This is a genomic window from Shewanella sp. K8 (genome assembly GCF_028823715.1).
GTDB classification, from domain to species: Bacteria; Pseudomonadota; Gammaproteobacteria; order Enterobacterales; family Shewanellaceae; genus Shewanella; species Shewanella algae.
In genome coordinates this window covers 130,500-150,480 of the sequence record NZ_JAPEHY010000005.1, presented here as the reverse complement: position 1 = coordinate 150,480, position 19,981 = coordinate 130,500, and the positions used below count along the sequence as shown (strand labels likewise).

Sequence of the window (19,981 nt, the reverse complement as noted above, 5' to 3'; positions counted from 1 at the left end):
GAGGCAAGATGCACCCAAGAGTTCAAGCCGTAACAGACAGGATTATTGCCCGCAGCCAAGAGCACAGGGGTAAGTACCTGGCGGCATTGGCCGAAGCCAGAGCCAAGGGCGTGCACCGCAGCAGCTTGAGCTGCGGCAATCTGGCCCATGGGTTTGCCGCTTGTCAGCCGGCCGATAAAGACAGCCTGCGCCAGCTGACCAAGGCCAACATAGGCATAGTAACAGCATTCAATGACATGCTTTCGGCGCACCAACCCTATGAACACTATCCTGAATTGCTGAAACAGGCCTGCAATGAAGTGGGCAGTGTTGCTCAGGTGGCAGGCGGTGTACCGGCCATGTGTGACGGTGTTACCCAGGGCCAACCCGGAATGGAGCTCAGCCTGCTGAGCCGTGAAGTGATTGCCATGGCTACCGCTGTTGGCCTGTCCCACAATATGTTTGATGGTGCCTTGCTGCTGGGTATTTGTGACAAGATAGTCCCTGGGCTACTGATAGGCGCCCTGAGCTTTGGTCATCTGCCCATGCTGTTTGTGCCGGCGGGACCGATGAAGTCCGGGATCCCCAACAAGGAAAAAGCCCGTATTCGCCAACAGTTTGCTGAAGGCAAGGTCGATAGAGCCGCCTTGCTCGAAGCCGAGTCCAAGTCCTATCACAGCGCAGGAACCTGTACCTTCTACGGTACGGCCAACAGCAACCAGTTGATGCTGGAAGTCATGGGGCTGCAGTTACCCGGCTCCTCATTTGTTAATCCGGACGACCCTTTGCGTGAGGCGCTCAATAAAGCGGCCGCCAAACAGGTGTGCCGTCTGACCGAACTTGGCAGCCAATATAGCCCCATAGGCGAGCTGGTTTGTGAAAAGTCGATAGTCAACGGCATAGTGGCTCTGCTGGCCACCGGCGGTTCGACCAATCTCACCATGCACATAGTGGCGGCGGCCCGTGCGGCCGGCATCATAGTCAACTGGGACGATTTCTCCGAACTGTCGGATGTAGTGCCGCTGCTGGCCAGGGTTTATCCCAACGGCCATGCCGACATCAACCATTTTCATGCTGCCGGTGGGATGGCTTATCTGGTGCGGCAGTTGCTGGATGCCGGTTTACTGCATCAAGACGTCAACACAGTGGCCGGCTTTGGTCTTGAGCGTTACACCAAGGAGCCCAAGTTGCTCAATGGCGAGCTCAGCTGGGTGGATGGCCCGACCGAAAGTCTGGACAGCGAAGTGCTGACTTCAGTGGTCGAGCCGTTTCAGAGCAACGGCGGTCTTAAGCTGCTCAAGGGCAATCTGGGCCGGGCGGTTATCAAGGTTTCTGCGGTGCAGGAGCAACACAGAGTGGTGGAAGCACCTGCTGTGGTTATCGACGATCAGAACCAACTCAATGAGCTCTTTACCAGTGGTCAACTGGATAAGGACTGCGTGGTGGTGGTCAAGGGGCAAGGCCCCAAGGCCAACGGCATGCCTGAGCTGCATAAGCTGACGCCTATTCTCGGGACTTTGCAGGACAGGGGCTTTAAAGTTGCCCTGGTGACCGATGGCCGTATGTCAGGAGCCTCAGGCAAGGTGCCGGCGGCCATTCACCTGACGCCGGAAGCGCTCGATGGCGGTATGATAGCCAAGGTGCACAGCGGTGATTTGGTGCGGGTCGATGCCGAAAAGGGCGAACTCAGTCTGCTGGTCGATGAGCAGCAACTGGCCGCAAGAAGTGCCGATAAAGTGGAATTGAGAAGTGTGCGTTACGGCATGGGCCGTGAGCTGTTCAGTGCGCTGCGCGCCAATCTCAGCAGCCCTGAAACCGGTGCTCGCAGTACCAGTGCCATAGATGACTATTACTAATCATTAAGGAATAAAGTACATGCTTGAGAATAACTGGTCCTTGCAACCTCAGGACATATTTAAACTGAGCCCGATCATTCCGGTAATGGTTATCAACAAGATTGAACATGCGGTGCCCCTGGCCAAGGCCCTGGTTGCCGGCGGCATTCGGGTACTGGAAGTGACGCTGCGTACCGATTGTGCCCTCGAGGCCATAGGGCGGATAGCTGCCGAGGTACCGGAAGCCTTGGTCGGTGCCGGCACCATACTGAATGAAGCGCAATTGGCGCAGGCGGCAGAGGCCGGCGCTCAGTTTGCCATCACCCCGGGGGCAACTGTAGAACTGCTCAAGGCGGGTAAAGCCGGTAAGATCCCGCTTATTCCGGGGGTGGCCAGTATCTCCGAAGTCATGGTGGGGTTGGGTCTGGGCTATACCCACTTCAAGTTCTTCCCGGCAGAGGCTTCTGGCGGGGTCAATGCGCTCAAGGCTTTCAGTGGTCCACTGGCCGATGTCCGTTTCTGCCCAACCGGCGGGATCACCCCGAGCAGCTATAAAGACTACCTGGCGCTGGGGAATGTCGATTGTATCGGTGGCAGCTGGATTGCCCCGGTGGAAGCGATGGAGCAGGGCGACTGGGCCAGGATCACCAGGCTATGCCAGGAAGCCATCGCGGCGTTGTAAGCATCTGGCAGTGAATGAATAAGGCTACCCGAGGTAGCCTTTTCTTTGCTCCGGTGTTTTTATTGGCAACAAAATCAACAATTTTAGTCCTTTAGGCTGGCTTGCACTGTTATTGGCTTTAGGGTAGCTTGATTTGAAAAGGGTAGGCTATTGGTTTTTATTGGTCAGTTCTGTTGCTGCTGCAACGACTGCCGATAAATAAGCCGTATGACTCAGGGAGGAGCCTTTGTGAGACTTGAGCGCATCATCAAGCATTACAACGCCTGTCATTGTCAGGCATGTTCGTTTCAGCCCCAAACCGACCATATCACTGAAGCCAAGATCATTTCTCATTTTGCCGGCAACTGGTTAGCAGTACCAGTTGGACTCTGCATCATGGTTTTACTTGGATTTCAGCCGTTACCCATTAAAATGTCTTGCCCTGCCTGTGGAAACACCTTTTTCGCCAGCGGCTTTCGTCACTAATCGTTTCAGGATCTGATTAAAAGGAGTTTTGTCATGTACGACTCAGCGGTAATTCCTTCATCTATTTACTCATCTAAAGCCAGCAAACTGAGCGGGCTATGTTCCGGTCTCAGATATATGCTGGTTTTGGCTTTTGCCTGGCTCCTTGGTGGTTGCGGCCAGCCCTTGCCGCTGGACAAGGCCGAGTATGCCGGAGAGTGGCAGAGTGCTGACATGTATCTGCTTATTCAGCACGATGGCTCTGTGGAGTATCAGCGTTATGATGGCAACAGCCGCACCTCGATCAGTGGTGGTATCCAGAAATTTGATGGTAACGACTTTGAAGTGGGGATCGGTTTTATCTCCAGTCGTTTTGAAGTGTCAGAGCCGCCACACAGGGTCGGAAGCGACTGGCAGATGGTGGTTGATGGTGTCCGGTTGACCAGGGTTTCCGATGTGCAGTTTTATTGAGCCTAAGCCCTGTTCAAGTCTAGCTTCAAGTAGAGATGGAAAAGGCGCCAATGGCGCCTTTTTTGTGTCAGTCTTTGTTTTTGTCCTGATGTTTTCCATCAGTCTGGGAGCTCGGGGTTTTATCCGTGTTGTCAGCGGTTTCACCCTTACGTTTTATCTGCTTGTCTTTACTGTGCTGGCCAAATTGCGGCATTTTGAACTTGGCACTGTACTTGAGCACCGCCAGGTTGCTGGCGATAACGCCTATCACCAAAATGATGATCAACCAGACTTCCAAAGATGACATTTCCATCTCTTGCTACCTGCTTCAGTCTACGGCCAGACGCTGTTCACAGCGGCGGATATCTTCAGGTGTATCTACCTCTGGCGAGTCAAATGCGCTGATGGCGACCTTGATCTTGTGACCATATTCCAGGGCTCGCAGTTGCTCCAGTTTTTCCAGATCTTCCAGTCTGCCCAAAGGCAATTTGGCAAAGGTCTCGACAAAACGACGGGTGTAGGCATAAACCCCAAGATGCTTATAGACAGGGTAGTCGCTGACATCACGGCCGAATGGTATCCGAGCGCGGGAGAAATAAAGCGCATAGAATTCGTTGTCGAACACCATCTTCACATGCTTGGGATCGTCCAGCTCTTCCTCTTCGGTGATCTGATAGCCGAGGGTGGCCATTTCAAACTCACCGGGATGACGCTGGAACAGACTGATGATCTGCTCTATGGAGATGGGATCGATCAGGGGTTGATCCCCTTGCAGGTTGATCACCAGATCGTCATCCGCCAACCCCAATTGGGTAATGGCATCGTTAATCCTGTCGGTGCCGGAGGCCGCTTCGGCGCCGGTCATCACAACATTCCCGCCAAAGGCCTCTACGGCGTCCTTGATGCGTACATCATCGGTTGCCACATAGATGTTATCCAACCCTTTGGCCAGTCCGGCGCGCTCATAAACGTGCTGGATCATAGGTTTACCGTTAATCGGTGCCAGAGGTTTGCCGGGAAAGCGGCTGGAACCATAGCGTGCAGGGATCAACAGGGTGACTTTCATTCAATTTTCCTAGTATTCAAGAAGAAAGGGCTCATAAAGAGCCCTAATCATAGCAGTCATTTACCGGCTTAGATACGACGGAACAGCTTGGTCAGCATCTCATCGGTGACTTTTTCCTGCCAGCTGTCACCATAGACGTTGGCCCACAAAGGACCCATGCTCTTGGTGACTTTAACCATGGCGGCAATGGTTTCGTCCGGCAGATCTTTACAGATGTTTTTAGGCAACTGGATGTTGTGCTTCTTCATCATGGCGCGAAACTCTTCAACCCCTTCAGGGTAGAATTCTTCCAGTACGTCGAAGGCGATACAGTTACCAATACCGTGGTGATAACCCAGGATATAAGACAGACCGTAAGAAACCGCATGACAGGCACCTACCTGGCTATAGGCGATACTCATACCGCCCATGAAAGAGGCCATCATCAGCTTGTCGTCTTTCTCAGGGTGATCGCCCAGGAAGACTTCACGGCACATATCCATGGACTTCTCGGCGTAGGCGCGTGAGAACTCGTTCAGGAAGGTACCTTGCAGAGACTCAACACAGTGGATATAGCAGTCCATACCTGTGTAGAACCATTGGTCTGTGGGTACGCCGGCAATCAGCTCGGAGTCCATGATGATCTGATCGAATACTGTGTAGTCAGAGTTCAGACCCAGTTTACGCTCAGGGCCGCACAGCACCGCAGTACGTGAAGCTTCGGCACCTGTACCGGAAATGGTAGGGATACCGATATGGTGAATCGCAGGGTTCTTGATCAGATCCCAGCCTTGATACTTGGCAGAACCGCCTGGGTTGGTCAGCATCAAAGATACGGCTTTGGCCAGATCCATGGTGGCGCCGCCGCCAAGACCGACTACGCTCACAGGCAGTTTGCTGTTGAATGCCTGAACCTGTTCAGTAAGGCTGTCAACCTGCTCTGTGGTTGGCTCATCATCGACATTGACCCACAGCAAGAAATCTTGCTCTTTCAAAGGCAAACGGCCTTCCAGTGGTTTGCCCTTGTGAACGTCATCCACTACGAAAACCACGAAATCGTTGGCTTCTTTGCGCTCGGCGGCCAGCACTTCATCCAGTTGGACAAAAGAACCGCGACCAAAGATCATTTTGGGGACGACTTTAAAATTCTTGAAACTCATAGCAACCAGCTCCCTTTAGGTTATTGGGCAAATGCTTTCTTGATGTTGGCAATGCGCTCGGCAATCTGTTCTTCAGTCCAGGACAGCTTGATTAGCATGGAAATGGTCCGGCTCATGATAGCGTCAGATTTGGGCACAGAAACCTTAGTATAATCCGGACGATCTTCGATTAATGTGATCGGCAGGGCAGCAGGGCTCTTGAGCTGCTGAATGTGATGCCAGTTCTTCAGGTAGTGCCAGTTGTTGACATACCAGTAGAAGCAACCGTCTACACCGTTGGCGGAGAGCGCCTTGCTGACTTCCTGAGTGCGCTGCTCGGTTGGCAGCATAAAGCTGAGGAAACCGGCGCTGTCGCCTTCAGGATCCGGAATTTCGCGGAAAGTAACTTCTTCAATATCGGCCATGGCGTCTTTGATAAGCTTTTTGTTGCGACGCTGGATCTCCACTATGGTGTCCAGTTTGCGCAGCTGAGCCAGACCCAGGGCGGCGTTCATCTCGCTGATACGGAAGTTGAGACCCATGATAGGGTGAGACTCGGCGCCGCGGTCATTACCTATATGATCATGGCCGTGGTCAGAGAACATGTGGGCGTGGTTGTAGATGGTTTCATCATTGGTGATCACAGCGCCACCTTCACCACAGGTGATGGTTTTAACCGAGTCGAAAGAGAAACAACCTACAGCACCTATGGTACCCAGTGCCTGACCTTTGTAGCTGCCGCCGATAGCCTGACAGGCATCTTCCAGCAGTACCAGATTGTGTTTTTCACAGATGGCTTTGATTTCGTCCATCTTGGCCATGGAACCGCACATGTGTACCAGGTTTACTGCCTTGGTGCGAGGGGTTATAGCGGCTTCAATTCCTTCTGGTGACAGACACAGAGTCTCATCGATTTCGGCAAATACCGGAATGGCGCCGGCCATGAATACTGCCTCAACAGAAGCGACAAAGGTGAAAGGAGGAACAATCACTTCATCCCCGGCGCCGATACCGGCGGCGGCCAGCGCGGTTTGCAGGGCGGCAGTACCGCTGGAGAGCAGGTGAGCATGCTTGACATTCATCTTGTCACATAAGAGCTGCTCCATATCGCGGGTTTTCCAGCGATCATTACGCATGGCATCAAAGTTGTAACGGAAGGTGAATCCGTTCTCCATGACGTCTGCTACTTCCTGTTTTTCTTCAGGACCAAACAATTCAAAACCGGGCATGGAAGGTGTCTCCTTAGATAGTGTTGTGCTCTGGGAGGGTCACGCCAGAAAAGGCCTTATGCCATAAGGCTGTCACGCGAAATGCGCCGGGTGACCGGATGACTGAGCACCCGTGTTAACTGCAGAATTATAACGGGGTGGCCAACATACTGCGATGCTTTCTTTCGGAAAAAATCCAACTGCGTAAAATTTCACCGATAAAGCAAGGGGCGCTGCTGCGCCCCTTGTCTGTTTGGATCATTCCACCCTTTGATGTCCGCCATCCACTGTGACGTCAAGATCGGTCAAAAGCCCATTGTCTATTCCATATATCCAGCCGTGTATCGACAGATTTTGTCCCTTGGCCCAGGCTTCCTGGACTATGTTGCTGCTGGTGACATTGGCGACCTGCTCAATCACATTGAGCTCACAGAGGCGGTCAAACTTCTGCTTGTCATTGAGGTGTTCAAGCTCCTGATGGTGCAGGCGGTAGATATCCCTGAGATGCCCCAGCCAGTTGTCGATAAGCCCGAGTCTGTCGGTACCCATGGCGGCCCTGACGCCGCCGCAGCCGTAGTGGCCCACCACCATGATATGTTTCACCTTGAGGACATCGACCGCATATTGCAGAACAGACAAACAGTTGAGATCTGTGTGGATCACCATGTTGGCGATATTGCGATGTACAAATACTTCTCCTGGCATCAGATCTATGATCTGGTTGGAGGGTACCCGGCTGTCGGAACAACCTATCCAGAGATATTCGGGGTTTTGCTGTTTGGCCAGTTGCTCGAAAAACTGTGGGTTTTCTGTGCTTATTCTGGCTGCCCAGCGGCGGTTGTTTTCAAAAAGCGGTTTCAGTATTTTCATTCAGGCTCACAAAATAGCTTATGGGAACACCACAGTGTCCGGTTTATTTCCGGCAGTGTATCAGAAAATAAAGCCGCGCTGGTCTATCCATCGCGGCCGGATTTCAGTGATGCTTTTCAAGAAACGTCAGCAGGGCTTGGTTGATAAAATCGCCCTGTTCCAACACAGAAATATGGCCAGCCGCCGGTATCTGCACCATCTCGGCGCCGTCTATGGCATCGACCATCAGAAAGGATTCCAGTACAGTGCGCGCCGTGTCTTCTACTCCTGACATGATTAAACAGGGCAGGGTCAAGTTATCGGCATCTTCCATGGCGTCACGGCGATTGAAAATCAGTTTGCCCATGGCGACGGTATCAGGGATACGCTCTGGTGAAATACTTTGCAGGGCGCTGGCGAAATCACTCAGCAGTTGCGGCCGTAGACTTGCTGTGGTTACGGCAAAAAACATAGGTGCTATCTGCTCGGCCATGGGCGCAGGAATTTGCCCCAATTGGCTGATGCCATCCAACATGGCCATATATTTGTTGCGGGTAACTTCGGGCTCAAAGCCGAGGAAGCTGCCCATCATCACCAACGCCTTGACTCTTGAAGGCGCCTTCAGAACCAGCTCGGCCCCCCACATGGCGCCGACCGACAAGCCGATGACAGTGAATTCATCGACGCTGAGTTTATCCATCAAGGTCAACATATCGGTGGCGATATCCGCCAGGCTCTCGGTATGCGCGGGAATCGCGCCTGACTGTCCATGGCCCCAGAGATCCGGCACTATGCAGCGGTAGTGTTTCGCCAGTACAGGCAGTTGCTGTTGCCACATGGTGGCGTCCCAAAGGTAGCTGTGGCCGAGCAGTAGCACAGGGCCCTGGCCTATATCCAAATAGCTGAGGATTTCGCCTCTGAGCTCGATTTGCTGCCGATATTGATTGAAGTCAGTCATTGTTGAAAGGTATCCCGGATTTATTGTTTGGGACACAGGATACCCCAAGTTTGCCGGCTTAGGATCTGAGCGCGAAATCGCATGATGTTTATTTAAACTCGCTTTTTCAAACGTACTTCAAAGGTACTTATTTGAATCCAACCGGATAGGGGGCAACGTGCCTGACATAAGTCTCGACCAGTTCCGGCAAACGTCGAAGCAAACCTTGCTTGAGTGTGACGTCACTGTGGTCGAGTATTTGCCGCAGACGCTCGCTATCAAACTGCTCGAGAAACCCTTTGGCCTTTGGCAGGAAACTCAAATGCCAACGCTCCGGGCTAACGCCACTGAGTCCCGCCTGAAAAGGGCGGTAGAAGCCAAAATCCAGGGCGCGCTCGTCCAGCCACAGGTCCAATTCATAGCAAGGGCCCTGGGGTTCATACTCGGCGTTAATTAACTTGAGTTCATGCTTGCTGATTTGGGCGCTGTCGAATAGATCCACGTCCGTCCCCCAGTGGTGGCGAGAGGCGCCAGGCAGCGCCGACCAAAGCAAAATAAGCGCCACTAACTCATCATCACTGAGCGCGCCGATGTCACCCACAGGGAGTGAGTCTTTATCCAGTAGAGTGCGCTTCCCTGAGGCTTTGGCATTCCAAATCGCGAGTTGACGCTCAAAGCTGCGATAACCCGAGCAGATGGCCAGGGCGATGCCATCTTGCTCGGCGGCGGCCTGCATCTCAAGAAAGGCCTTGGCCGTCTCGGCTTCCAGCCAAACTTCCGCGCCTGAACCGCTTTCACTGCCGCTTAGACTAACCAGTGTCCTTTGCGGCTCTGCTTCAGTCTCAAGGCCGTAGAGAAAATCGCCCCTTGCCATCACTTACTCCAACAACAGTTTTTCCAGGATACGCTGATAACACTGGGCCAACAGCTCGAGATCCGCGACTTTAACGCACTCATTAACCTTATGAATGGTGGCATTCACCGGACCCAGCTCTATTACCTGAGCACCGGTAGGGGCAATAAAGCGCCCATCTGAAGTGCCGCCCGAGGTTTGCGGGTCGGTATCTGAGCCTGTTACCTCTTTAATCGCTTGGCGGGTCGCTTCAAGCAGCGGGCCATCGCCGGTCAAAAATGGCAGGCCATTAAAGATCCAGCCAAGCTCATAATTCAGTCCATGGGCATCGAGGATATTCTCGACCCGCTTAATCAGCTCTTCGGCGGTGACTTCGGTGGAGTAACGGAAGTTGAACATTACCTTAAGCTCACCCGGGATCACGTTGGACGCCCCGGTGCCACCGTTGATATTGGCTATCTGAAAACTGGTCGGCGGGAAAAACTCATTGCCTTTGTCCCACTGCATGGCGGCAAGTTCGGCCAACGCCGGCGCAGCCTTGTGCACTGGGTTATCCGCCAGGTGAGGGTAGGCCACATGTCCTTGAATACCCTTGACGACGAGATTGCCGGTGAGGCTGCCGCGGCGGCCATTTTTGACCACATCGCCCAGTTTGAGGGTACTGGATGGCTCACCGACCAAGGCCCAGGTGATCTTTTCATTGCGCGCTTCCAGGGTGTCTATCACCCGGGTGGTGCCGTTGATAAAGGGGCCTTCTTCATCGCTGGTGATCAGAAAAGCGATAGAGCCTTGATGGTGCGGATGGGCGGTCACAAAACGCTCGGTGGCCACCACCATGGCCGCCAGCGAGCCTTTCATATCTGCGGCGCCGCGGCCGTGAAGATAGTCGTCGATAACCACTGGCTCGAAGGGCGGAGTATGCCAATTGGCCAAGTCCCCCGGCGGTACCACATCTGTATGGCCGGCAAAACAAAATACCGGTCCTTCAGTACCGCGGCGAGACCAGAGATTGGTGGTATCTTCAAACACCATGGACTCGTTGGCAAAGCCCAGTTTGGCGAGTCGCTCGGCCATCAATGCCTGACAGCCTTCATCCAGAGGGGTAACAGATGCCCTGGAGATCAACTCCTTGGCAAGCTCAAGCACTTGCTGACTCATAGGCCGAACCACGCTTGGTAGTCGGCTTCTTTAAAACCGGTCATCACATCTTGGCCCCGGGTCAATACAGGGCGTTTGATAAGGGTTGGATTGGCCAGCATCAGGGATATCGCCTTGGCACTATCAATATCCTGCTTATCGGCGTCATCCAGCGCACGGAAACTGGTGGAGCGTTTGTTCAGCACCGCCTCCCAGCCGATGCGCTCGACCCAGGCCTTGAGTGTGTCTTGTGAAAGTTCCTGCTCACGAAAATCTACAAAAGTCACTTGCTGGCCCTTGGCCTCCAACCATTTTCGTGCTTTTTTTACCGTGTCGCAGTTCTTAATCCCATAGAGTCTATCTGTCATGACGAGTCCGTTTCTCTGTATTGCTTATAGTTCGTGATTGTCAGCGAGTATAACAAAGGCAAAACCGATGAAAAGGGCTATCTTGATGGGGCAATTCATACGTCTCGCCGGCGCTTTGTGTGACCAAGGCATAGTGACCACCGGGGTCAGTGGAAGAGGTTTGGCTTTCCACAAAAGAGAAAAACCAACCTGATGTCTGTATGTCAACTGGATGACTTTGACCTTTCCCCCCGAATTCAGATCCCAAACCTGAGTCTGTCACCAATAAGCTGACTAGGCTGTCGTGGAAGCACCACTTGAAGCGGGCAGTTTAGGGTGAGAACCCTTCAGATAATAGAAACGTATCTATACAACTTATTCTTTTAAATTCTGCTTTAAATTAAATCAGTTTTTGGTCAATGGTAAACCAGATGAGTTATATCGCCAGTTGTAAACTTGCTACGAATCACGACATTTCCCATTCTATAGACCAATCGGAAGCTTTCTTATGTTTAACGTATTGCACTTCCTTAACGCTATTAAGCTTTTCCATTATTGATTTGTGAAAGAAAACAACAATAGCGCCCAAAGAAGGTTTAAAGACTAACCTTTTCTCTAACGGTATATTGGATAACTTGCTAAAATCGAAGCCTATACGTTCTTCTTCTATATTTATGATGTTGTAACAGTGAAGGTATATATAGTCTTTGTTGATAATTTTAGCCGGAACGAGAGAGGTCTGATATAGTTCCAACCCAGATAGAGTGGAAAGAAAGTCCAAGTCAAATAATATCTCTGTATTGACAGATACATCAAATGGAGCCGCAATGCTTTCAAAACTCTTTAAACTAACGCATTCAAAGTTCACTGGGGTAGATGTTGATATTTCCTTGTCCATCAACAAGCTAAACTCTCGATCATCTTCCATATTGACAACGAAGTTCACCTTTGAATAGTTATTTGATAAAACATAGTATTCTTCACTGATTGCTGTCATGTTCAAGTCCTAAACTGTCAATTTTACAGATAGTTGGCGGTCAAGTTTTGTACTGGGTATTGTGCTGAATTTGCAGGTGAGCCCGCAAATTTACGGTATATGGGATTCTAACCTGGGGGAGACAGGCTGCAATTCACTCGATAGCTAAAAGTCAACTCAGTACTTTATGGAATAATGCATTCAGTTCACCCATGGCCTGTTCACCTTTTTCTGTATTATTTGAGAAAGACTCCAATCGTTTCAGCTCAAATTCAATAAATTCATTTATCTCTGGTATAGGTGGTGCGAACTCCTTCTCTAAACTTCTCTTCTTTCTTTCAAGTAAGTGTAATATCTGGCTATTTAACTCAGTTCTGTCACTGACTATTTGTCGAAGTTTTTCAAATTCAATAGGCGCTGGCTTTTGGTACCTTTCCAACCACATAATCGAAAGCAATGGCCTCAATACATAGAAGTACTTTTTAATTGGCACCATTTCATCACGGAGATAACCTCGGTAATTCGCCTTAGCCATGCTCCGGTAATGGTATATCCCCTTATCAATAGAATAGATCTTTGAAAGCAGTGCTCGAGCTTCTTGAGCAAATACACCTCGTTCGATATATACGATGGGGGATTGCAGCCACTCCACAAATGCTGGATTAGATTTAGAAAAAAGTTTTAATGCCTTTCTTAGATCCCAGCCATTGATATCAATTTCATCGACAATGGGATATTCAATAACATCTCTCTTATCTTCCAAGTCAACAGCTAGGTACCAATCTTTAGGATGGACGTATATGAAACGCACATCATAATCACTGTTGGGGGACTCGAATCCCCAAGCTCGACTACCAGATTCAATGGCGTAAAGTACCCGAACCCCATGTTCTTTTTCAGCCCTTTTTATCCTGGAAAGGATTTCTTCTCTAACAGTTTTGTCAATCATGGTATTTTCTATGTCAATGCTCATATAGTCTGGAGAAAAGTGCTATGTCTAAATCGGCAACGAAGAGGTATAAAAAGCGCGTCCAGCCCCTTGTATGAAAACACGTTTTGTCACAGGAAAGGCTACGTACCAACATGGCTAACGTTCGGATGCAAAACTTCTTAAGCAATTTAAAACAGCATCAGCTCAAGCGTCCACCTTTGAATTTGTTATGTCTAACATACTGAGTTTTATAGACAATAAATAGCATTTTCGGGTTAATCAATCACTAAAAGGTGAGATAAGCGGAAAGATGATGCAATATTGAGCCTTCAGGATTGGTTCGAATAAGTCTCATGGGTGCTCTACCATGGCTTGCAGACTTGGTTATCAGTACTGGAAGGGGCAGATGCGCTTTTGTGGCCTTGGAGAAGCTCAAATGCACTCGGACAAATAATGCACTTGAGCGTTATCCGTTTGCCAGCCATCTAAACCTGAACCGTAAATATCACATCTTTGCCGGCGCTGACGCTACCCTGGCGTTTTTCCAGATACTTAACGTCTTCCATATTAGCCAGCACCACAGGGGTGAGCAGGCTGTTGACCTGATCTTTGAGAAAATCGAGGTCAAACTCCAGTATAGGTTCGCCGGCTTTAACGTCCTGGCCTTCCTGGGCCAGGCGTTTGAAGCCTTTTCCTCTAAGTTCTATGGTACCAACGCCAAAGTGAACAAACAGTTCCAACCCTTGGGGCGACTCTATGCTGAAGGCGTGGTTGGTCTCAAAAATTTTGCCTATAGTGCCGTCAATCGGCGCCAGCATAAATTGGCCTTTGGGCTCTATGGCAATGCCATCGCCGACAATCTTTTCGGCGAAGACCACATCCGGGACTTTTTCAATGGCAACAATATCGCCACTGATAGGGGCATAAACTTTTATGCCGCCTTCTATGTTGGGCTGCCCCGATACCATGCGGCGGATCCGGCTTAAAAATCCCATGGGTTGTTTTGTCCTTTTTGTTTTTGGTTTCCGGATGACTTCTGGTTTCCGGTTAAACAGTCCCTCGACAACGTTCAGGTTGGGGAAGGGGATTTTTGCTTAGCATACTGAATTAACAGCCTTAATGACAGAGGGAGATCAAGGATGTCAATTCAGACAATCGAGTGCAGGCGAGTGCTTTTTTGGCCTGCTCTGCAAATTGACTGAAGTTACCCTCGCACAGCGCCGCTTTGACTTCCAGCAAAGAGCCGGGGTTGACCGACAACTCGTCCAGCCCCATGCCCATCAGTATTGGCGCAATACGCGGATCGCCTGCCAGCTCTCCGCACACAGAGACCCTGATGTCGGCCGCTTTGGCGTCTGCTATTGTCATGGCAATCAGCCTGAGGATCGCCGGTGAAAATGAGGGATAATCCCGGGTTAATTCAGGGTTGGTCCTGTCCGCCGCCATGGCATATTGCGTCAAGTCATTGGTACCTATGCTGATAAAGTCCAGCTTTGGCAGCAGCGTTGGCAGGTTCATAACTGCGGCCGGGGTTTCCACCACTATGCCAAGGCTGATTTCTCCATAGCCTTTCTCGGCCTCGCTGAGCTGCTGTTTGCAGTGCTCCAGCATATCCAGTACGGCGTCTAACTCTTCAACCTGATTAACCATGGGCAGCATCAACCGAACCGGACCATGATTGGCGGCGCGCAATACGGCCCGTAGTTGTGTCTGCAGAATTTCAGGATGTTTAAGGGTGTAGCGCACGCCGCGCATGCCAAGCGCAGGATTGTCTTCTATTGCCTGATCCAGGCAAGGCAGTTCCTTGTCTGCACCTATATCCAGAGTGCGTATGGTGAAGGGCTGGCCGTTGAGCAGCTGCAGGGCATCGCAATAAAGGTTGTACTGAGCCTTTTCATCTGGAATGCAACTGACATCCATCAGCATGAATTCGGTACGAAACAGACCTATTCCTTCCGCGCCGACCTGGGGCAGACGGGAGATCTCATTGAGGTTACCCACGTTGGCCATTAGGCTTATGCGTTTGCCGTCCTGGGTCTGGGTCTGCCTGTCCCGGTATTGCTCCAGTGCGCTGCGTCTTGCCTGCTCGCGCTCAAATCTCTGCTTAAGCTCTGTTACTTCGGTTTGCTCCGGGCGAACAAATAAGGCACCTTGGTTGGCATCCAGAATGAGCGGATCGCCGGCATTGATATTGCCTGTTTGATAGTTGCAGGAAAGCAGGGCGGGGATGCCGGCGGCACGGGCCAGGATAGCCGTGTGGCTGGTGAGGCCACCGGTCTTCAGTATGATGCCTTTGATATGTTCAAGGGGCAGCAGGGCAAATTCCGCCGGTGTCAGATCCTGGGCCAACAAGATGGAGTCATGTTTGAGTTTATCCAGGCCATCGGCATCGGCGCCGTTGATACTGCTGATAAGTCGTCTGCCGAGGCAGCGTACGTCCTGGGCCCGGTTTGCAAGGTAAGGGTCTTCCAACGCTTCAAGTTCACTGGCCTGGTGGGCAAAGACCCGCTCTACCGCCGCTGTGGCTGAAAACTGCAGCCCACTGATGGACTCGCGAATTTGTTGAATAAGTTCGGCATCTTCCAGTAGCAGCAGATCGGCTTCCACCAATTGGAAGTTGTCTGAATCTTCGGTCAGTTTATCCAGGCTGGTCTGTAACTGCTGGCACAAGCGCTGCAGTGCCTGGGTGAGCTTATTCAGCTCTTGAGGGATTTTGGCAAGTGGCAGCAGGCGGTAATCCATGCTGTTGTCAAAGGGGTTGTAGACTACCGCTTCTCCGAAGGCGATACCCGATGAGACTGCAATTCCGGCGAGGCGCATCTGTGTTCCTCTCAACTTAAGGTGATCAACAGTTCCGACACCCGTTCAACGGCTTCGCGAGCTTGTTCACCTTCGGCAAATACTCTGACAGACACGCCTTGATAGAGCCCCAGTGTCTGCAACTTGAACAGACTCTTGGCACTGGCTTGTTTGCCCTGGCACTCAACCATCACATCACAATCGTACTGTTTCGCCTCTTTTACCAGCAGTGCGGCAGGGCGGGTATGGATCCCGTGTTTGGCGGTAATAGTGACGGTTTTTTCGTACATAGACTTCTTTGACTCATGTAATTAACTGAATAATATCCGGTAACGGCTGACGTTTTGCAATACTCCGGCGAACAAGCCGTCAATTGCCATATTCAATAACCTGATATTGCTGCTTTCTGAGGGCGCGAATGGCGGTATCCAACTTATCTTTCTTCAGCAGTATATAGTCGGTATCGAAGGTTGAAACAGTAAAAATACTCACATGGGCATCGGCGAGAGTCGCCGAGACTCTGGCCATGATACCCGTCATGGAAAAGCCGAGTGGCCCTAAAAGCTCAAGACAACGCCAGTCTTCTTCCTGCTCCAGGCTATCGAGCTCCAGTTTACAATCGACGACAACCGAGAGTTCCTCGCGGGTTTTGGCGATAAAAAACAGCGGCTGGCTGAGTACCTCGGCCGGAACCTGAGTATCTGAGCTGAAACTGTGGATAGTGAATAGCTGCGGATAGACCGCCAATGTCATGCGCAAAGCCAATACCTCTTTTCTCGCCCGGGCGACCTAATGGCCGCCGCTGCGGTATCACCTGCCGGGTACGGCAAACTCCGGGAAGGTGCGAACAAGTCCCATGTGTGCTCTGCGTCGGCTTACAGGCCTGGATGCAAGGCGTGGTTCGCCGCAAATGGCTTAGTCCTTTGCAAGAAGCAGAACACAGCAGGCAGGTCTGTAAGCCACGCCCTTCGGGGTTTTCACAGCAACCGGATCTCTGCGTTATCCGACTTCGACAGGCCCCGGCATGCCTTCAGTCAGATGCCTTGAACGCCAATTGCTGTGCAAACCAGAGTGCCACGAGGACTCATTTGCACCTTCCTTAGCTTATCACAATAAGAAAGGGGCAGAATACGTTCTGCCCCTCGAGATGTTAGATCTTGAATTGTCCCAGAGTGCGGCGCATGTTCTGGCTGATCTGCTCAAGCGACATCGCCGCGCTTTGGTTGCTGGCATTGGCTTGCACTGAAACTTGAGTCAGCTCAGAAATGGTGCTGACATTGCGATTGATCTCTTCGGTCACCAAAGATTGCTCTTCGGTAGCGCTGGCAAGTTGGGTATTCATATCGCTTATCTGCGCGACCAGGGAAAGGATTTGATCCATGGCAGAGCCTGCCGCTTCGGCCTGTTTTTGCAGCTCGGAGGATTGGCTCTGTGTTTGGCTGTTACTCTCCATAACGGCGCTGACACCGGATTGAATTTCACTGATCAGCTTGTGTATTTCGTTGGTGGAGTCCTGAGTGCGGTTGGCAAGGGCGCGCACTTCATCGGCCACTACCGCAAAGCCGCGGCCGTGAGTACCTGCGCGGGCGGCTTCGATGGCGGCGTTGAGTGCCAAAAGGTTGGTTTGTTCGGCAATGGTGCGGATAACGTCGAGAATGCCGCCAATTCTGCCTGAAGCCTGACCCAGGGTTTCGGTAAGATTTTCTGCAGCCTGCAGTTCGCGCACCAGCTCCTGGCAGTTTGCCAGTGTTGCATCCATGGTCTCTTTACCGCTGAGGGCTTGTTGTTTGACGCTGGAAGCGGCATCGGCAGCCTGCTGGGTATTGTTGGCCATCTCCTGTGTGGTTGCCAGCATCTGATTCACGGCGGTAGCCACGCTGGCGGTTTCTCTGTGGATGTTATCGGCGCTGTGGTTGGACTCTTTGACTGCAACTGTCAGGTGCTCGGCGTCCTCGCCCAGCGATGCACCAAGTGGCTGCAGTTCGCTGACGGTTCTACCTATCTTCTCTACAAAACTGTTAAAGGCACGGGCGAGTGCAGCCACTTCATCACGGCCTTGACCCTCGAGCCTTTTACTGAGGTCGCCTTCACCTTGGGCAATATCCTCCATTGCGGCGATGGCGGTCTTGAGCGGTGCGGTAATGGATTGATTGAGCACCAGGAAGAAGATGAAAATCGGCGCTGAAATCAACATCATAATGATCAAATAATCGATTGAGACTGACTTCATGGTGGCGTTGACATCGCTGATATATGTGCCGGTCAGCAGGGTCCAGCCCCAATCTTTGTCATATCTGGATTCGGTGAGCTTTTCTTCGCTATTGCCACTGGCCGGGTTGCGGATCTCATAGCTGAGTTTGCCTGTGCCATTGGCCTTGGCTTGTTGTTGTAGCTGGGCCAGCGGATTGCTGCCGTCTTTGATGCGATAACCGGCAATGGCTTGACCCACCAGCGAAGGCTCGGCGCCGTGAGCGATGATCTTGCCCTGATCCGACAACAGAATAAAGTAGCCTTCACGGCCATAACGCATCTGACCGATCAAGGCGGCCGACTCCTGTTGCGCCTCTTCGAGAGTCAGTTTACCCGCCTGTGCCTGAGTGCGATGTGCGGCAACTACAGACAGGGCCGTGTTCAACTGGGCATCATTTTGCAGCCATTTCTGGGTTATCAGATTGTCATACTGTTCTTTGATGGAAAAACTGGCGAAACACAGGGTGCCTATCGCGGCCAGAACCAACATAAGGATAAGGCGCTGAAGAATGGTGAGCTTCCTGAGTAATGCCATTTTGTACTCCTTTGTTATTTCTTATTAGGTAGTTGGCAGCGACTATAACGCGATGGAAAAACCAAGTGAAACCTTTTTACCTTGTGTGTATTGCTTTGTTGATCGCGCTCATTGTTCGCGTTAAATCTTGCCAACAGAGGGGAAAACAGGCCTCATGCCTTCGAGGCTGCATTCTGGATATCGGCTCTAATATCAAAAGCTTAAGATGTGTTGGATCACACATGTCATAAGTAAAGGGCTAATTTGTTGTTTTCACTTTGATTTTTAAACAAAATCGGCTCAGAATTAACCTTATGTCTATTATTGGTCTCTCTTCATGAATACACCTCAAGTCATTAGCTCGGACGATATTTTGCTGAAACTCTGTCACTCTGTGACCCATGTCTTGTCGGCTACCACCGCCAGCACTCTGTCCCACGCAGGTATAGTGCAAAAGATAACCCGTACCCGACTCAAGCCGGACGTTGGGTGTTTCTCTATTTTTGATGGTGGCTTCTCAGGCCTGGTGGTGATCAACTTTTCAGCGGCCGCCGCGTTGGAAATCTATCGCCGCTACATGCTGCATATGGGCATGCCGGAGGAGGAGTTGGCTTTCTCTCATACCTCAGACGAGGTGGGCAATGTGATGGGCGAATTGATGAATCAGATGCTGGGGGACTTTATCGGTAAGGTGTCCAAGGAGCTGCAAACGTCCATCAGTCAGAGCCAGCCAAAGATGTTGACCATCAACAAGGAGCTGACTATCTCTATCGATGCCAACCTGGATGATCCTATAGCCCGCCGGGTGTCGTTCAAGACAGAAAACAACCATATCTTCTATCTTGAGTTTGCCATGGACAAGACAGAGTTTATCCGCCTGGCCGAGTTTGAAACCGATGAAGAGTTTGATCCGGATTTGTTGTTGGCCCGCCACGGCAATCAACAGGCGCAGGGCAAAGCGCCGGAATCGCCCTGGGTTAAGGCCGCCAATGTCGATGATGACACTGACGATCTGTTCAAAGAGCTGGGCATCTGACCATTTTCAGGCGTGATGTTATCAATCCTTTTGTCAGCGGGCGGCGTTAGCTTGTCCGCGGCCCTGCTTTTGAACAGTGCAATAACGACTGCTCTCCACACACTGTAAGGCGCTCAGTCAAGGGCGCTTTCATTCTCGCTTTCCAGGTCAGTATTTCTCTATTAACTTTGTCCCTATAGCTACTCAATCTTTTGAGTTACTTATCATTTAAGCCATCAGGCGAATAGCGGAGCAGCCTGTCTTTGTGGGTGACGTTGCAATCACTAGCACAGACGTGGCACAAGCAGGGCTGCTATTCAGCAACACTGAGCCCTGCCGTTTACGACAATACAACAGATGTTGCACTTAAACTTGCCGCGGTTAACTTCAACCACTTTTATTGTTTTTATGACAGGACATGCCCTGATTGATTTAGTGTATCTATATGAATTGATGGATTTTTTATAAAAACTTCGACTTGTTAAAAATTGCTGAGTAGATCACGAAGTTGTAATTAGGGGTTAAATTCCGCTTGCCAGCCTCGGACATAGTGTTTATTGTGCAAACAAAAGTTTGTCACAAGAACAAATG

21 protein-coding genes are annotated in these 19,981 nt (G+C 51.1%); 5 read left to right on the top strand and 16 right to left on the bottom strand.

The window, feature by feature from the left end; genetic code table 11:
• Positions 1 to 8: 8 nt before the first annotated feature.
• The 4 genes from edd (at position 9) to ON072_RS04635 (ending at position 3,411) form a co-directional block, all read left to right on the top strand.
• The gene (gene edd / locus ON072_RS04650) at positions 9 to 1,835 is read left to right on the top strand and encodes a phosphogluconate dehydratase (protein ID WP_144224277.1); all 1,827 of its coding nucleotides are present in this window, start codon (positions 9 to 11) and stop codon (positions 1,833 to 1,835) included.
• Between the two features lie 19 nt (positions 1,836 to 1,854).
• A complete protein-coding gene (locus ON072_RS04645; protein ID WP_096141904.1) occupies positions 1,855 to 2,496 on the top strand; it encodes a bifunctional 4-hydroxy-2-oxoglutarate aldolase/2-dehydro-3-deoxy-phosphogluconate aldolase in 642 nt (213 codons plus the stop codon).
• A 228-nt stretch (positions 2,497 to 2,724) separates the two neighbouring features.
• Positions 2,725 to 2,961, top strand: coding sequence for a hypothetical protein (locus ON072_RS04640; protein WP_141250904.1), 237 nt, complete (start codon positions 2,725 to 2,727; stop codon positions 2,959 to 2,961).
• 33 nt (positions 2,962 to 2,994) lie between these two features.
• Positions 2,995 to 3,411 carry a hypothetical protein gene (locus ON072_RS04635; RefSeq protein WP_223828830.1) on the top strand — a complete coding sequence of 139 codons (417 nt, stop codon included), beginning with the start codon at positions 2,995 to 2,997 and terminating at the stop codon, positions 3,409 to 3,411.
• Positions 3,412 to 3,478: 67 nt separating this feature from the next.
• On the opposite strand, the gene ON072_RS04630 is transcribed toward ON072_RS04635, so the two are convergent.
• From ON072_RS04630 to ON072_RS04555, 16 genes are all read right to left on the bottom strand, one after another.
• Positions 3,479 to 3,697: a DUF2897 family protein gene (locus ON072_RS04630; RefSeq protein WP_028779995.1), complete on the bottom strand. Its 219-nt coding sequence runs from the start codon at positions 3,695 to 3,697 to the stop codon at positions 3,479 to 3,481.
• Positions 3,698 to 3,718: 21 nt separating this feature from the next.
• Entirely contained in the window at positions 3,719 to 4,456 is a 738-nt protein-coding gene (gene kdsB, locus ON072_RS04625; protein WP_025010251.1) for an 8-amino-3,8-dideoxy-manno-octulosonate cytidylyltransferase KdsB, read from the bottom strand.
• Positions 4,457 to 4,524: 68 nt separating this feature from the next.
• The gene (kdnB, locus tag ON072_RS04620; RefSeq protein WP_025890026.1) at positions 4,525 to 5,595 is read right to left on the bottom strand and encodes a 3-deoxy-alpha-D-manno-octulosonate 8-oxidase KdnB; all 1,071 of its coding nucleotides are present in this window, start codon (positions 5,593 to 5,595) and stop codon (positions 4,525 to 4,527) included.
• A gap of 20 nt (positions 5,596 to 5,615) precedes the next feature.
• Positions 5,616 to 6,803 carry an 8-amino-3,8-dideoxy-alpha-D-manno-octulosonate transaminase KdnA gene (gene kdnA / locus ON072_RS04615; protein WP_025890027.1) on the bottom strand — a complete coding sequence of 396 codons (1,188 nt, stop codon included), beginning with the start codon at positions 6,801 to 6,803 and terminating at the stop codon, positions 5,616 to 5,618.
• A gap of 237 nt (positions 6,804 to 7,040) precedes the next feature.
• Positions 7,041 to 7,652 (bottom strand): carbonate dehydratase, encoded by a 612-nt coding sequence (gene can / locus ON072_RS04610; protein ID WP_044734561.1) that lies wholly within the window; start codon positions 7,650 to 7,652, stop codon positions 7,041 to 7,043.
• 103 nt (positions 7,653 to 7,755) lie between these two features.
• Positions 7,756 to 8,589 carry an alpha/beta fold hydrolase gene (locus ON072_RS04605; RefSeq protein ID WP_101058724.1) on the bottom strand — a complete coding sequence of 278 codons (834 nt, stop codon included), beginning with the start codon at positions 8,587 to 8,589 and terminating at the stop codon, positions 7,756 to 7,758.
• Between the two features lie 127 nt (positions 8,590 to 8,716).
• Positions 8,717 to 9,442: a M15 family metallopeptidase gene (locus ON072_RS04600; RefSeq protein ID WP_144131107.1), complete on the bottom strand. Its 726-nt coding sequence runs from the start codon at positions 9,440 to 9,442 to the stop codon at positions 8,717 to 8,719.
• Between the two features lie 3 nt (positions 9,443 to 9,445).
• Entirely contained in the window at positions 9,446 to 10,579 is a 1,134-nt protein-coding gene (dapE, locus tag ON072_RS04595; RefSeq protein ID WP_045282876.1) for a succinyl-diaminopimelate desuccinylase, read from the bottom strand.
• Positions 10,576 to 10,926 (bottom strand): ArsC family reductase, encoded by a 351-nt coding sequence (locus ON072_RS04590; protein WP_025010255.1) that lies wholly within the window; start codon positions 10,924 to 10,926, stop codon positions 10,576 to 10,578. The genes dapE and ON072_RS04590 overlap by 4 nt, the downstream gene beginning before the upstream one ends.
• Before the next feature lie 445 nt (positions 10,927 to 11,371).
• Complete coding sequence (locus ON072_RS04585) at positions 11,372 to 11,902, bottom strand: hypothetical protein (RefSeq protein WP_107004880.1); 531 nt, start codon at positions 11,900 to 11,902, stop codon at positions 11,372 to 11,374.
• A gap of 151 nt (positions 11,903 to 12,053) precedes the next feature.
• Complete coding sequence (locus ON072_RS04580; protein ID WP_045282874.1) at positions 12,054 to 12,830, bottom strand: nucleotidyltransferase domain-containing protein; 777 nt, start codon at positions 12,828 to 12,830, stop codon at positions 12,054 to 12,056.
• A gap of 467 nt (positions 12,831 to 13,297) precedes the next feature.
• Positions 13,298 to 13,807 (bottom strand): PTS glucose transporter subunit IIA, encoded by a 510-nt coding sequence (gene crr / locus ON072_RS04575; protein WP_025010257.1) that lies wholly within the window; start codon positions 13,805 to 13,807, stop codon positions 13,298 to 13,300.
• A 121-nt stretch (positions 13,808 to 13,928) separates the two neighbouring features.
• Positions 13,929 to 15,632 carry a phosphoenolpyruvate--protein phosphotransferase gene (gene ptsP / locus ON072_RS04570; RefSeq protein WP_274625979.1) on the bottom strand — a complete coding sequence of 568 codons (1,704 nt, stop codon included), beginning with the start codon at positions 15,630 to 15,632 and terminating at the stop codon, positions 13,929 to 13,931.
• Positions 15,633 to 15,643: 11 nt separating this feature from the next.
• Positions 15,644 to 15,901, bottom strand: coding sequence for an HPr family phosphocarrier protein (locus tag ON072_RS04565; protein ID WP_028779985.1), 258 nt, complete (start codon positions 15,899 to 15,901; stop codon positions 15,644 to 15,646).
• A 79-nt stretch (positions 15,902 to 15,980) separates the two neighbouring features.
• Positions 15,981 to 16,370 (bottom strand): ACT domain-containing protein, encoded by a 390-nt coding sequence (locus tag ON072_RS04560; RefSeq protein ID WP_025010258.1) that lies wholly within the window; start codon positions 16,368 to 16,370, stop codon positions 15,981 to 15,983.
• 391 nt (positions 16,371 to 16,761) lie between these two features.
• Positions 16,762 to 18,396: a methyl-accepting chemotaxis protein gene (locus ON072_RS04555; RefSeq protein WP_037474479.1), complete on the bottom strand. Its 1,635-nt coding sequence runs from the start codon at positions 18,394 to 18,396 to the stop codon at positions 16,762 to 16,764.
• Positions 18,397 to 18,712: 316 nt separating this feature from the next.
• Between ON072_RS04555 and ON072_RS04550 the strand changes: the two genes are divergently transcribed.
• A complete protein-coding gene (locus ON072_RS04550) occupies positions 18,713 to 19,411 on the top strand; it encodes a DUF3334 family protein (protein WP_101058726.1) in 699 nt (232 codons plus the stop codon).
• Positions 19,412 to 19,981: the final 570 nt, after the last annotated feature.

What these genes read in the sequence shown, in the direction of transcription:
- crr (WP_025010257.1), bottom strand. Translation starts at nt 13,807, where the DNA reads ATGGGATTTTTAAGCCGGATCCGCCGCATGGTATCGGGGCAGCCCAAC.
- ON072_RS04605 (WP_101058724.1), bottom strand. Translation starts at nt 8,589, where the DNA reads ATGACTGACTTCAATCAATATCGGCAGCAAATCGAGCTCAGAGGCGAA.
- ON072_RS04580 (WP_045282874.1), bottom strand. Translation starts at nt 12,830, where the DNA reads ATGATTGACAAAACTGTTAGAGAAGAAATCCTTTCCAGGATAAAAAGG.
- kdsB (WP_025010251.1), bottom strand. Translation starts at nt 4,456, where the DNA reads ATGAAAGTCACCCTGTTGATCCCTGCACGCTATGGTTCCAGCCGCTTT.
- ptsP (WP_274625979.1), bottom strand. Translation starts at nt 15,632, where the DNA reads ATGCGCCTCGCCGGAATTGCAGTCTCATCGGGTATCGCCTTCGGAGAA.
- ON072_RS04550 (WP_101058726.1), top strand. Translation starts at nt 18,713, where the DNA reads ATGAATACACCTCAAGTCATTAGCTCGGACGATATTTTGCTGAAACTC.
- ON072_RS04645 (WP_096141904.1), top strand. Translation starts at nt 1,855, where the DNA reads ATGCTTGAGAATAACTGGTCCTTGCAACCTCAGGACATATTTAAACTG.
- ON072_RS04590 (WP_025010255.1), bottom strand. Translation starts at nt 10,926, where the DNA reads ATGACAGATAGACTCTATGGGATTAAGAACTGCGACACGGTAAAAAAA.
- ON072_RS04565 (WP_028779985.1), bottom strand. Translation starts at nt 15,901, where the DNA reads ATGTACGAAAAAACCGTCACTATTACCGCCAAACACGGGATCCATACC.
- ON072_RS04600 (WP_144131107.1), bottom strand. Translation starts at nt 9,442, where the DNA reads ATGGCAAGGGGCGATTTTCTCTACGGCCTTGAGACTGAAGCAGAGCCG.
- dapE (WP_045282876.1), bottom strand. Translation starts at nt 10,579, where the DNA reads ATGAGTCAGCAAGTGCTTGAGCTTGCCAAGGAGTTGATCTCCAGGGCA.
- ON072_RS04555 (WP_037474479.1), bottom strand. Translation starts at nt 18,396, where the DNA reads ATGGCATTACTCAGGAAGCTCACCATTCTTCAGCGCCTTATCCTTATG.
- edd (WP_144224277.1), top strand. Translation starts at nt 9, where the DNA reads ATGCACCCAAGAGTTCAAGCCGTAACAGACAGGATTATTGCCCGCAGC.
- ON072_RS04585 (WP_107004880.1), bottom strand. Translation starts at nt 11,902, where the DNA reads ATGACAGCAATCAGTGAAGAATACTATGTTTTATCAAATAACTATTCA.
- ON072_RS04635 (WP_223828830.1), top strand. Translation starts at nt 2,995, where the DNA reads ATGTACGACTCAGCGGTAATTCCTTCATCTATTTACTCATCTAAAGCC.
- ON072_RS04630 (WP_028779995.1), bottom strand. Translation starts at nt 3,697, where the DNA reads ATGTCATCTTTGGAAGTCTGGTTGATCATCATTTTGGTGATAGGCGTT.
- can (WP_044734561.1), bottom strand. Translation starts at nt 7,652, where the DNA reads ATGAAAATACTGAAACCGCTTTTTGAAAACAACCGCCGCTGGGCAGCC.
- kdnB (WP_025890026.1), bottom strand. Translation starts at nt 5,595, where the DNA reads ATGAGTTTCAAGAATTTTAAAGTCGTCCCCAAAATGATCTTTGGTCGC.
- kdnA (WP_025890027.1), bottom strand. Translation starts at nt 6,803, where the DNA reads ATGCCCGGTTTTGAATTGTTTGGTCCTGAAGAAAAACAGGAAGTAGCA.